This is a genomic window from Acinetobacter sp. S40, from assembly GCF_016624705.1.
Taxonomy (GTDB): Bacteria; Pseudomonadota; Gammaproteobacteria; order Pseudomonadales; family Moraxellaceae; genus Acinetobacter.
In genome coordinates, this window is the sequence record NZ_JACVTU010000002.1 from 55,660 (window position 1) to 68,838 (window position 13,179).

Sequence of the window (13,179 nt, forward strand, 5' to 3'; positions counted from 1 at the left end):
AGTTGATGCTTTTCTGATTGACTCAATTTTGAGAAGCATTTTTCTTAAACACCTTATAATCTCAAGCTGAATCATGCAAAAATTTATCCGTGATTTTTCACTTCCTGCCGCTTTTGCTGGATTTGTTACTTTTCTTATTGGAATCAGTGTATCTGCTGTGTTGGTCATTCAGGCAGCACAGATACTGGGGGCAAATACCCAACAAATTACTTCATGGTTTTGGGCATTAGGAATAGGCATTGGTTTATCAGGTCTGATTCTTTCATGGAAATTTAAATATCCAGTTGCAACCTCATGGTCTACTGCGGGTCTAGCCTTAATTATTGCTACTGGAAGTGGCTATAGTTTACATGAAGCAATTGGTGCTTTTTTAGTATGTGGACTGATCACAGCACTTTTGGGTTTTTTTGGGGTATTTGAAAAAGTCCTTGCCCATATTCCCCAAAGTTTAACCAGTGCCATGTTGGCGGGTGTTTTACTTAAATTTGGAATTGCCATTTTTGCCAATATGCAAGACCACTGGCAATTTATTTTAAGTTTACTGGCGGTTTATATTGTTTCAAAACGCTTGTGGCCCCGTTACTGTATTGTTATAACAGTGGTGATTGGTATAGCTATGTGTCCATTTTTCATGGAATTTCACCCTCCCGTTCTACACTGGGATTTGGCAAAACCTACATGGATTACCCCAGAGTTTACATGGTCAGCTATCTTGGGATTAGCGCTACCATTGTTTGTGATTAATATGGCATCACAATATTTACCTGGTATTGCCATGATTAAAAGCTACGGTTATCAACCTCATGTTAATCATCTCATCGGATGGACTGGGGCAACGCAAACCGTACTGGCACCTTTTGGATGCTATACCGTTAATATTGCAGCAATCAGCGCAGCAGTAAGTTTAGATGATCAAGTTCATCCAGATCCTGCCAAACGTTATATTGCTGGAATGAGTTGCGGATTTTTCTATATTTTAATGGGACTATTTGCAGCAACTTTAACCAGTTTGTTGATGTCATTTCCAACTCTGTTCATCATGGCACTGGCAGGTATCGCACTGTTTGGCACAATTAGCCATAATATCGCGATTGCTTTTCATGAACCCAGTGATCGAGAGGCAGCCTTACTCACCTTTTTATGTAGCGCATCTGGCGTTCAATTCTTTGGGATTGGTTCTGCTTTTTGGGGATTAATTGTGGGCATCATAGTTTCCCTTGTATTGAAAGTAAAATTTAAAAAGTCAGGCTCCAAATAACTTTTATAAGAAAACACGATGAAGATTTAGCATCGTGTTTTCTCATGTTTACAATTCTTTTACTACTACTGTTTTTGCCATTTTATCGTGCCAGCCTTGTTTTTTTGAGTCAAATGCAATCCAGATAAAGCCCAACATAAAGACTAATGTTGATGGAATATAACCAATATAGCGAATGATTGACTGTCCTAAAGTAAGCTTATTACCAGTTTTTTCATCCAAGACTTTAAGACGCATCAGACGCTTACCCGGTGTTCCACCTAGATATAACCAAAATAAAATAGTGTACAAAAAAGGAAAAATATAATTAACCAATATATCGAACCAAAGCGAAGGTTTCTGCTCACTTAAACCAGTAGAAAAAACCAGATCGTAATTGCCTTGATAAAAAATCCATGCCGAGGGAATAATCGCCAACATCATAATCAGCGTATCAATAATTGAGGCACCACAACGCACCCAAAAGCCTGCATATTCGTATTTGTATGACATTTTTTCCTCACGTTGTTGTTATGTAGATCTATTTATATTTAAAACATAGATCATTTCTTTCATCCTAATAGAAAAAAGAAAAAGACGAAATATGCAACTAAATAATCATGCATATTTATTATTCAAACAGAATAGCCGGTTTAAATTTTTTAAATAGTGATACATGATTGTATGTCAGTTTATACAAATAATAATAATTTTTAGAGACAAAAACTTTGAATACTATGTTAGCCTGAAACTATAAAAGATTTTTAGAAACAATAAATTAAGAGGAAATATTATGGCTTATCAACGTATATTGGTTCCAGTCGATGACTCACCTCTTTCAGCCGCGGCAGTACAACACGCTATTGATCTTGCCAAAGCATTTGATAGTACAGTAACGGTTATGAGTGTCGTCGCTATTGATCCTTTCGTAGGTGTAGATTTTTATAAAGTTGCACCTACTGTAACTGAACATTTATTTGAAGCCGAGGCAAACGCAGAGAAGCATCTTGAAAAAATTAAAAATACTTTTACAGAAAATGGCATAACAGCAAATATTAAGATTATTCGTGAAGAACCAACTGCGACAGGTATTATAAATATTGCAGATGAGGTCAATGCTGATCTGATCGTTATGGGTTCGCATGGACGTTCTGGCTTTAAAAAATTAGTGCTTGGGAGCGTCGCACAAAAAGTGCTCGCTGAAAGCCCTGTACCCGTTTTAATTGTAAAAGCTTAATGACATGAAAAACCGCCGAGGCGGTTTTTCTTTACACACTTTCATCTTGAAAATATTTCAGCCAAAATGCTTCACGACATTCTGAATTAAATTGAATACGTTTAGGGGTTATTTCACCAGATTGATTTTGATGATCTACTACTTCGTAGCTAATCCAGTGTTCACGACAGGCTTCGATTTCAAGAGCTACCGCATCATGCTCTTCAATCTTGCGAATGGTAATGCCATTTTCAAACTGAAAAAGCGACATTTTCCCAATGACCTGAATATCTCCATCAAACCATTCTTTTATTTTCTCTTCTTTATCAATAACCTGATGCTCAGAAGGTTGCTCTGGATACAGAATACTTTGAATATATTTTGAGAGATGAGACATTAAAATATCATGATGCCGATAAATTAGGATCATCATACCATTACTATTTAATAAAACAGCACTACTTTTAATAAACCAGTGCTGTTTTATATTTCATATGATCTAAATACTTAAAATACTATTTAAAGTTTCCGTTACATTTTTAGATTTCACTCGAGATTGCAAGGCTTTTAATGCGGTTTGTACTTTACTGCGCTGCGGTTCAGCCAATGTATACCAACGCGACAATACCTGTAATAAACGAGAGCCTAAAATTGGATTCTTTTCATCAAAGTATTCTGCCAACCCAATATAATGTTCTACCCCAAAACTCCATGCATGAACAGGATTATTACTTAAACCTCCACTGACTGCACGTACACGGTTTGGAGTTCCCAAATCATAATCGGAATGCTGAGTTAAACTTTGAATAGTTTCAGCCGTTGCATTTGGATTGGCTGCTTGAACCATAAACCATTGGTCCAATGATAAAGCTTCGTCTTTATAACGTGCGTAAAAGTCATCCAAAGCTTGTTGCGCTTGTGGTGCATCATTCCAGACCAATACCCTTAATGCTCCTAGACATTCTGACATATTGTGTGTCTGTGCATATTGTTCATAGGCCAACTCAAATACACTCTCATCGCCCTGACGCGCCATCATGGCCAACATAATATTTTTTAAAGCCCGCTCACCCATCGCTTGAGAGAAATCATCTTGCAATGATGGATCAAGCGACAAATAAGTTTCTTTCCAGAATGAACCTAATTCACGTGCCAATGTTTCCAGCACAGAATTGCGCTTTTCCTGAATCATTTCAGGTTCATAGTTGGCATCAATACGACTACCCAAATAACCTTCTGTTGGCACATCAAATAAACGTGATGCTAATAAGGGATCTTTACCCACCAGATCAGGCAAAGTGTTTTTAATGGCTTGAATATAAGGCTTTACGTCATGATCTTTTAACAAGATTCGTTCAAGTAGCGTTTGACTCGCCTGCCATTGGTTAAAACCACTGGTTTCATATTGAATCAGAAATGCCAATTCATCATCGTTATAATCAAATTCCAGATTTACAGGGGCTGAAAAATTACGCAGTAATGACACAACAGGTTGTTCTGCAACTTGAGTGAATTCAATAGTGGCAGCATCTTGATCAAATAAATACACGCCATCCTGAACACCATCAACAAATAATTCTGGGCAATGAAGCGTATATTGCTCACCCGTTTTGGCATTAAATAATGCAAGTGCGACAGGAATTGGAACTGCTTTTAAATTCGGATATTTCGGATGAGTTTTTAGGCTTTGCTTTAAGCTTAAACGATACGTTTGATATTGCGCATCGTATTCACCACGAACCTCTAGTTTAGGCGTACCCGGTTGATTGTACCAAGTTAAAAAGCTTGTCAAATCCACGCCTGAACCAGTCGATAATGCATCCACCCAGTCTTCTACTGTGACCGCTTGTCCGTCATAACGGCGAAAATATTCATCCGTACCCTTGCGGAATTTTTGCTTTCCAAGCAAAGTCGACATCATACGGTTAATTTCCGCACCCTTTTCATAAACGGTTGCGGTATAGAAATTATTAATTTCAACAAAATGGTCAGGACGCGGTGGATGTGATAATGGCCCCGCATCTTCAGGAAATTGATGCGCTTTAAGTACCGCCACATCATCAATCCGTTGTACGGCAGCCGATTGTAAATCTTCAGAGAAAGATTGATCACGGAAAACCGTCAACCCTTCTTTTAGACACAGCTGGAACCAGTCACGGCAAGTAATACGGTTGCCTGTCCAGTTATGAAAATATTCATGCGCGATTACAGATTGCACCCGCATAATAGCAGCATCGGTCGTATATTCTTCATCAGCCAACACGCATGATGTGTTAAAGATATTTAAACCTTTATTTTCCATTGCACCCATGTTGAACTGGCTCACCGCCACAATCATGTAATTATCCAGATCGTATGCTCGCCCATAATGTTCCTCATCCCACCGCATGGAATGTTTTAAGGCTTCCATGGCGATGTGACATTTTGGAATATCTTTTTCTATTGCATAAATCTCTAATGCAACATCACGTCCTTCAGAAGTGGTGTACCTGTCTTTTAGAACAGCCAAATCGCCAATCACGCAAGCGAATAAATAGCTTGGTTTCTTGGTTGGATCTTGCCATATAGCAAAGTGACGATTATTACCCGCTTCTCCAGTTTCCAGTAAATTCCCATTGGCTAATAACACAGGATATTTTTTGTCGGCTTCAACACGCGTAGTAAATTCGGCCAGTACATCAGGACGGTCAGGATAAAAGGTGATTTTACGAAAGCCTTCAGGTTCATTTTGGGTAACAAATAAATTACCTGCTTTGTATAGACCTTCAAGCTGCGTATTTGTTTCAGGATGAATAATTACCTGAGTATTTAAAATGATGTCATCTGGCGCATCAGTAATCACTAATTGCTCACTATCAAGATGATATTGTTCAGATGTTAAGCTCTGTCCATTCAATACTATCGATTTCAATTCAAGATCACGACCTAATAATACGATATCTCCAGCAGTCTGACGCTTCATGACCAAAGTCGAATCAACCACCGTATGATCATCAAAAACTTGAATATCAAGATTAACCGACTCCACTAAAAATGAGGGTTTTTGATAATCCTTAAGATAAACAGTTTGATCCACCTGAACGTGTGGGTTCGCCGCAATATTCATATTTCTTCCTATAGGCCATATCAAAGGTGGCATCAGTATTTATTGTGTATGAACCTGATCATACGCCAACTTTTCTGAAGTGTCTGTGTTGTTTCAATTTATAATTAACATGGGTGTAATAGTTTTATTTTTCAATTGTTAGTGGTTTAAAAATATGCGTTTAATCTAATTATCAATGAATTTAAATAGGGAAGATCTGAAAAAGCATTGAATAGTGCTTACAGATTGTCTTATAAATTTGCACATTTTTTTGCACACCTTACGTTGAATTACTTTTTTTCTAAGGTGTTTACATTTTGTGCACGCTTCTTGCTTAGTCATAAAGGATTCAATCAGTCAAACTAAAGTTCACATCCCATATAGATACAAAATAGCCGAGAGGTAAAATAAGATGGAATTAACTCAACATTTATACCGTGCGGAAAACATTAAAGCCATTCATGATTTACATGATGCAGGCGTATGTCATCATGTGATTGCTGTGTTTATGACGGCTGAAGGTATTCAGCTAAATGCACAAGATGTCACCAGCATCGTGAATACATATGATGCATTAGGCAAAGAGAAAGTTCCTAGCAAAAAGGTTAAAGCACTAATCGCTGCTAAGAAACTAGGACAGCATGATGAATCCTTACCCTGCCCTGTCTAAAACCGTTCACTTTTATGGAAAAAGTCCAAATTTGCTCTAGCCAGTTTGGGCTTTTTTACTTTACTCAGCCACGATTGTGTAAGTTTCATCTGAACAATCTCTCTGTAGCAAGTTATAATCTCTTTTTTATACTTGTATATCTCTAAGGCATGACTCTGAATATTCTGAAAAAACAGCTAGATGAAAGTACACTTTGCCCTTTGTGTCAAGCCGCAATGTACTTTGTAGAAGCAGATCAGTTCGATCAGGACGTTCAATTTCATGAATGCAGTCATTGCCAACATCAGGTCTTTATTGATACAAGAATGGTCTGTCATTGTGCAAGTTGTACTAAGCAGCGTAAAAAAATGATGCAGGATACTTTACAACAGGAACAACGTAAAAATAAAATTAAAGACGATGTCATCTATAATCTGGAAGACTTAAGTCTATTAAACAAACTCTTTCTACTGGCTTTACTAGATGACCGTATTCAAGAGAACATTCCGCATGATGAATATATTTATTGGGACCAAGTCAAATACGAATACATTAGCCCGAATTATTTATTTCAGTACAGTTTACTTAAAGAGTTGATTAAATCGGGGATTTTGGCCTCAAAAAAGCCTCACGATAATCATCCTGTTTATTATTTAAGAGTGCGCTTAGAGGGTTACAACGAACCAAGCTTATTTAGTATCGCTCAACAATTACGTCATTGGTTCTATGAAAACCTGAGTCTAGGTATTCCCTATAAAACTACAAATGAAGTTAAAGATGTTTTATTTGTCATACTCTATCAGGAAATCATTCAATTTATGCAAATGTATTGCCGTACATGGGGCATACAAATCGCGGGAAATCGTAGCTTTCAGCAGTTCTGTTACAAACTCATGGATGGTCTGGCGGTTGGCCAAATTTATTATCTCATTCAAACGGCACTTGAATATTTGCACAGCAAAAAGGCTTTGCAGCCGCGTAATGAAAATTTTATTAATACCAATATATTAAAGAAAACTTTGGAACAATATCGGGAACGTTCAGTAACTGAAAAATGGGAAACATCCACTCTGCCACGTCCTATGAATCTGCCTTTAAGCAAAATGAGCCAGATTTTTTTATTCCATTTTTTATCTTATGATGAAACTATTTTTATTCAACCGATTTGGCGCGCATGGCGTAAAATTGAACCGAGATTCAATTTTTATGCCATTAAACGGTGTATGTATTGTGGTTCCCATGATTTGGAAGTGGATTATGATGCAGCCGATTACGTTTCTCTGATTTGCCGAACTTGCAAACATCAAGATCATTATTTTACGCAATAATTCTTATAAATTGCTAAGGGGGATATATGTATAACTCGTCCAATATTATCGACTATGTCATTCATGCATGGGAAAAATTGCAAGAGCAAACGCCTTTAGTGCAATGCATTACCAATAGCGTTGCTGCTAATTATACAGCCAATGTATTACTGGCCGCTGGAGCATCTCCAGCTATGATTGATAATCCTTTTGAAGCAGAAAGCTTTACTCAAATAAGTGGCGCGCTTAGCATTAACATGGGAACACCAACCACCGAACAAATGCAAGCTATGCAGATTTCAGCCCAAACAGCTCATAAACAGCAAATTCCTTGGGTACTTGATCCTGTCGGTTATGGTCCAATCTTAAAATGGCGTAGCGATATGGTCAATGAACTACTGCACTATCATCCTTCTGTCATTCGCGGTAATGCTTCTGAAATCAGTGCGCTTGCAGGAAATGTCACTCAAGCAAAAGGTGTAGATAGTACCCTTAAAAGCGATGATATGTTCCAACTCGCACAAAGCTTACTCAGCAAAACTAGCTGTGTGGCTATTTCGGGCGAAAATGACTATATCCTGTCAAATGCCATGACGTGTATCGTTAAGATCCGTGGTGGCAGTTATTTACAACCTAAAATTACCGCAACGGGCTGTGCATTAGGGGCGTTGATCGCAGCCTACTGTGCTGTAACAACTGTACATCTCGCGACGATTGCTGCTCATATTCATTTTGCCATTGCGGGGAAACTTGCTTTTGATCAGGCACAAACGGTAGGTAGTTTTAATACTATGTTTATGGATTATATTCATATGATGGATGCAAATTTGATTGAACAATATGCCTGTATCGAACTTATTTCGGATGATTAAAGAAGACTAGATAATCGTCTGCCTGCTCCCGTTGCTCAGGCAGACAGTTCTAAAAAGGAAATAAACACTTTCTCGAATCTGATCATGGCCGTCTAGATAAGAACTATAAACAATGATAGCTTGCCAAAATGTTCATTTGACAGAATCATTATGAAAGGAAAAAATGCTTTCTCCTGATCAAAATCGCTTTTCAATAACCTGTTTGAAATAATCCTGTTTAGGCATTTCAATCAACTCAACGCAACTTTGTACAGGAAAATCTTGCTGCTGCAGTGCAGAATAAGAAATTAATGTATTCAAAATTTTTTCGCCAATTTCCTGTTTCTGCTGTTGATTACGCCCAGATAGCAAATAGACTTTGACATGGACGTAGGCTTGCTGCTCAGTTTCTAGTCCAATTACATAAACATTATCTTTATGTGCCCGAGATTTAATATCAATCGCTTCACAATAGCCTGTTTCCACCAATGCAGCATTAATTTTCAACAATAATTGTTTGGGTTCCACATTGTCCAAATTTGCAGAATAATCAACGATTACATGTGGCATAGCCGTGCCCCTATTCAATAAATAACAATGCTAAACGTACCTGATCATAGCCCATACGCGGACTAGTCAACTCGACAATCGGTTTAAGCTTAATTGAACCATCATCATTGAAATGCTCAGGTCTTTTACTTTTTTGAACTCGTTTAAATAATTTGCGTATTTGTTCAACCACTTCATCGCCAGGATGGGCCACTGAAATATCGAGTCCTTGTTCTTTATTTAATCTTGCTAGGTGGTTAATGATAGTAGCCGGCGTTAAACCACGTTCAACGGCGATATCTTGAATTTCATAACCCTCTTCAAATAGCAAACGAGTTTCATCCAGTGTTGCTGAACCATAATTTTGCTTTTCGCCTTTGGCTAGTTTTTTCTCATTTCTTATAATTTCGGTTTCATTTAATGTTCCACCACAATGCCGAATAAACGCTTTATGTTGATCGTTTAAATCGGTTTCTGCAAAATGGCTTTCCGCTTCTTGTGATAACTCCTGAAAGCGTTTATCTGCTTTTAAAGCCAATGAATCTAACTCTAACGCCTGTTCATTAAAACCTAGTAAACGCAAACCAGTTAAAGATTTTAGTCGAGACAATGCCACATACCCCTGACCTTTTTCAAAGGTATGAGATAAGTTAATTTCGGCTGCTTCCAACGTCATACCCTGACTTTTATGTATGGTAATTGCCCATGCCAAACGAAGTGGAATTTGCTGAAAACTGGCAATACTTTTTCCTGCCTCATTTTCAACTGACCACGTTTCTGGCTCTACCAGTAGCGTAGTTCCGTCAGTCATTTTCACTTTAGGTAAAATTCCGTGTTCATCATCTTCTTCAAAACCAATCACTTCGCCTAAACTGCCATTGATATATCCCATATCAAAATTGTTCTTTACAAACATTACTTTGGCATACTTTTTAAGTATGAGTTCTTCAGGTGCGCGAACCGAGGATTTTAAAGTTTCCAGTAACTTTTCATTTCCATCAAGTACTGCATTAAACTGGTGTCCTTCATTTTCAATTTCATTTAAATGTTGAAAATTAATATTATCCACATCCATATTATGGGTATAAAGACGGGTAAAAGTATCGCCAATATCCTGCTGACGGGATTGTTGCAACGCCTGAGTATGTTCTCGTTGAATATTTTGCGCACGAATGGCATTTAAAATCTTATTCAGGATTTCATCGTCCTGACGATGCTGTTCAGTCAAATAACACACACGAAATTTTGCTTCTACCCACGCATCTGACATAAAACAAAATTTATCACGATTACGTTCATCATTTTTACCCACAGGCGGTAACTGAAAAAAATCTCCAGCCACAATCACTTGGATTCCACCAAAAGCCTCATCACTTTCCTTGAAATATTTCAAGACTTTGTTGACAAGATTAAGCTGTTTGGCATGCAACATGGAAATTTCATCAATGATCAAAACTTGTGCATTTTCAAGGTGTTCTTTTAAATACTTACGCTCTTTCATGCGTTTGAGATCATCTTCACTCAAATGATCTTTAATCCCAATACCTGCCCAAGTATGAATGGTCATGCCATTCATATGAGTTGCTGCAATTCCTGTAGAAGCAGTTACCGCAACGGGTACTTTACGCGCTTTTAAGTAATTGATGTATTGATTGAGGGTATATGTTTTTCCTGCACCAGCCGAACCTGTTAAAAACACATTTTCACCCGCTTTTAATAACTTCAGTGCAGTTTCTTGCTTCATAACCTGATCATTTCAATAAAACAGCCCATAGCTTAACGACTTTCATTCAAAAGTGAAATCCGAAAGCTATTTAAAATATAAAAATCCATATATTTCAAATATATAAAACAAAATATTTATTGGTAGGTTTTTGGTAGGTAGGAAAAAAATGGCCAAATCAGAATACTAGGCTCACGGTGAAGATCACCTGTAATAACAAATGGACTAAATGGAAGAAGGAATCGCTCCATGGCTTTAAAAAATATTGCTGACCAAACAAATGGTTTTTATATCCCGTGTGTCTCCCTTTTTGGCCCAGGCTGTGCCAAGGAAATCGGAATGAAGGCACAAAATTTAGGTGCAAAAAAAGCGCTCATTGTCACAGATGCAGGTCTTTTTAAGTTTGGTGTGGCCGATATCATTGCTCAATATTTAAAAGATGCAGGGGTAGATAGTCATATTTTCTCTGGTGCAGAACCTAACCCAACCGATAAGAATGTACATAATGGTGTCGATGCCTATAACGACAATCATTGTGACTTCATTGTCTCACTAGGTGGCGGTTCTTCACATGATTGTGCCAAAGGTATTGGTCTAGTGACTGCGGGTGGTGGACATATTCGTGATTATGAAGGCATTGATAAAAGTAAAGTTCCAATGACGCCATTAATCGCGGTGAACACAACAGCAGGGACAGCCTCAGAAATGACACGTTTCTGTATCATTACTAATACTGACACACATGTCAAAATGGCCATTGTTGACTGGCGTTGTACGCCTCTTATTGCGATTGATGATCCGAAACTCATGGTGGCTAAGCCAGCAAGTTTGACTGCTGCGACAGGTATGGACGCATTGACTCATGCCGTTGAGGCTTATGTTTCAACCGCAGCCAATCCCATTACCGATGCCTGTGCAGAAAAGGCTATTTCCATGATTAGTGAATGGCTTAGCCCTGCGGTTGCCAATGGTGAAAATCTGGAAGCACGTGATGCCATGAGCTATGCCCAATATTTGGCAGGAATGGCTTTTAACAATGCTTCATTAGGATATGTACACGCTATGGCACATCAATTAGGAGGTTTCTACAACTTACCTCATGGTGTATGTAATGCTGTGTTATTGCCGCATGTTTGTGAGTTTAACTTGATTGCCTGCCCTGAACGCTATGCCCGCATTGCTGAATTAATGGGCGTTCAAACACAAGGTTTAACCAGAAATCAGGCTGCGCGTGCGGCGATTGAAGCGATTCGTGAATTATCAACATCGATTGGCATCCCATCTGGTCTAAAAGAATTAGGAGTTAAAACTGAAGATCTGACGATTATGGCAGAAAATGCTCAGAAAGATGCGTGTATGCTCACCAACCCACGAAAGGCAACTCATGCACAGGTCGTGGACATTTTCAAAGCGGCACTTTAATTTTCCTCGCTTTAAATCAAGAACAAACTCCACCTTTTTACCTCAGAGCAAGCTTCTCTCTCCAATCGGCTTGCTCACTTGAGGGGATATTCCTCCAAGATATTCCCTCTTTTTTTCTTGTCATTGATTGACAAAATCATATTTTCATACAAGGATGATTTCATGCATTAAAAATCAATGAATAAAAATATGAATCCATATACTCCAGATGTTTTAGGTGATGACTATCAACAGCTTACATTAACTTTTCCCGATGATTATGAGGGCAAAGTTATTGCAACGTTAATACGCAAGAAAGCAACGACATCAACAAATAAAGCAGTTCTTTATATTCATGGCTTTATTGATTATTTTTTTCAGACCGAAATGGCCGAACAATTCAATCAGCATGGCTATGATTTTTATGCGCTGGATTTGAGAAAATATGGACGTTCTCATCTGCCCCACCAAATCTTATTCAATGTCCTCGATTTAAAAGAATATGACGCTGAAATTACCGAAGCCCTTAAGATTATTGAGGAAGAACATCACAGTCAGGTACTGTTAGCGGGACATTCTACGGGCGGACTCATTGCGACACTATATGCAGCACACTATTCCAACCACCCTCTAATCAAGGCACTCTGGGCAAATAGCCCCTTTTATGATTTTAATATGAATGTATTCAAGAAAACGTTCGGTATTCCATTATTAAGTCAAGTGGGTCGTTATTTACCGAAAGCGAAGTTCCCAAGTGGATTGAACAAATGGTATGTACCAAGTTTGCATAAAAATTTTCATGGCGAATGGTTTTTTGATCTAAACTGGAAACTACCGAGTATGAAAAAAGTTCAATTGAGCTTTGTTAGAGCCATTCATATTGCTCAAAAAGAAATTCATCGCGGTGTTAAATTAACCATTCCTGCACTGATTATGCACTCGAACCAGACCAAAAATCCGAGAACTTGGGGCAAAAAAGCCACACAAAGTGATGTGATTTTGGGAGTAAAGGATATTGAAAAGTATGCCAGGAAAATTAAAGGCGACGTCACCACTCAAACCATTCAACATGGTTTGCATGATTTAGTCCTATCTGCCGAGCCTATTCGCAATCAAGTCTATCAGCAGTTGTTTGACTGGTTAAAAATCAAAATGCCTTGA

General features: G+C 38.2%; 12 protein-coding genes. 7 read left to right on the forward strand and 5 right to left on the reverse strand.

What is annotated here, in order from left to right:
* The first annotated feature begins 73 nt into the window (after nt 1-73).
* Nucleotides 74-1,258 (forward strand): benzoate/H(+) symporter BenE family transporter, encoded by a 1,185-nt coding sequence (locus IAE19_RS02815; RefSeq protein ID WP_200459427.1) that lies wholly within the window; start codon nt 74-76, stop codon nt 1,256-1,258.
* Nucleotides 1,259-1,306: 48 nt separating this feature from the next.
* Here IAE19_RS02815 and IAE19_RS02820 read toward each other — a convergent pair whose 3' ends face one another.
* The gene (locus tag IAE19_RS02820; RefSeq protein ID WP_200459428.1) at nt 1,307-1,750 is read right to left on the reverse strand and encodes an RDD family protein; all 444 of its coding nucleotides are present in this window, start codon (nt 1,748-1,750) and stop codon (nt 1,307-1,309) included.
* Nucleotides 1,751-2,030: 280 nt separating this feature from the next.
* Between IAE19_RS02820 and IAE19_RS02825 the strand changes: the two genes are divergently transcribed.
* Nucleotides 2,031-2,474 (forward strand): universal stress protein, encoded by a 444-nt coding sequence (locus IAE19_RS02825; protein WP_200459429.1) that lies wholly within the window; start codon nt 2,031-2,033, stop codon nt 2,472-2,474.
* A 31-nt stretch (nt 2,475-2,505) separates the two neighbouring features.
* Here IAE19_RS02825 and IAE19_RS02830 read toward each other — a convergent pair whose 3' ends face one another.
* Both IAE19_RS02830 and pepN read right to left on the reverse strand, forming a co-directional pair.
* Nucleotides 2,506-2,850: a hypothetical protein gene (locus tag IAE19_RS02830; protein ID WP_227612181.1), complete on the reverse strand. Its 345-nt coding sequence runs from the start codon at nt 2,848-2,850 to the stop codon at nt 2,506-2,508.
* Nucleotides 2,851-2,952: 102 nt separating this feature from the next.
* The gene (gene pepN / locus IAE19_RS02835; RefSeq protein WP_200459430.1) at nt 2,953-5,559 is read right to left on the reverse strand and encodes an aminopeptidase N; all 2,607 of its coding nucleotides are present in this window, start codon (nt 5,557-5,559) and stop codon (nt 2,953-2,955) included.
* 391 nt (nt 5,560-5,950) lie between these two features.
* Here pepN and IAE19_RS02840 point away from each other — a divergent pair, with 391 nt between their 5' ends.
* The 3 genes from IAE19_RS02840 to thiM all read left to right on the forward strand — a co-directional run bounded on the left by IAE19_RS02840 (nt 5,951) and on the right by thiM (nt 8,366).
* Nucleotides 5,951-6,208 (forward strand): hypothetical protein, encoded by a 258-nt coding sequence (locus IAE19_RS02840; protein WP_200459431.1) that lies wholly within the window; start codon nt 5,951-5,953, stop codon nt 6,206-6,208.
* Nucleotides 6,209-6,357: 149 nt separating this feature from the next.
* A complete protein-coding gene (locus IAE19_RS02845) occupies nt 6,358-7,515 on the forward strand; it encodes a hypothetical protein (RefSeq protein ID WP_200459432.1) in 1,158 nt (385 codons plus the stop codon).
* A gap of 26 nt (nt 7,516-7,541) precedes the next feature.
* Nucleotides 7,542-8,366, forward strand: coding sequence for a hydroxyethylthiazole kinase (gene thiM, locus IAE19_RS02850; RefSeq protein WP_200459433.1), 825 nt, complete (start codon nt 7,542-7,544; stop codon nt 8,364-8,366).
* 177 nt (nt 8,367-8,543) lie between these two features.
* Here the strand turns inward: thiM and IAE19_RS02855 are convergent, their stop codons facing one another.
* Both IAE19_RS02855 and IAE19_RS02860 read right to left on the reverse strand, forming a co-directional pair.
* Complete coding sequence (locus IAE19_RS02855; RefSeq protein ID WP_200459434.1) at nt 8,544-8,915, reverse strand: 5-carboxymethyl-2-hydroxymuconate Delta-isomerase; 372 nt, start codon at nt 8,913-8,915, stop codon at nt 8,544-8,546.
* A 10-nt stretch (nt 8,916-8,925) separates the two neighbouring features.
* Entirely contained in the window at nt 8,926-10,638 is a 1,713-nt protein-coding gene (locus tag IAE19_RS02860; protein ID WP_200459435.1) for an AAA family ATPase, read from the reverse strand.
* 228 nt (nt 10,639-10,866) lie between these two features.
* Between IAE19_RS02860 and mdh the strand changes: the two genes are divergently transcribed.
* Both mdh and IAE19_RS02870 read left to right on the forward strand, forming a co-directional pair.
* Nucleotides 10,867-12,039 carry an iron-dependent methanol dehydrogenase gene (gene mdh / locus IAE19_RS02865; protein WP_200459436.1) on the forward strand — a complete coding sequence of 391 codons (1,173 nt, stop codon included), beginning with the start codon at nt 10,867-10,869 and terminating at the stop codon, nt 12,037-12,039.
* Between the two features lie 177 nt (nt 12,040-12,216).
* Nucleotides 12,217-13,179: an alpha/beta hydrolase gene (locus IAE19_RS02870; protein WP_200459437.1), complete on the forward strand. Its 963-nt coding sequence runs from the start codon at nt 12,217-12,219 to the stop codon at nt 13,177-13,179.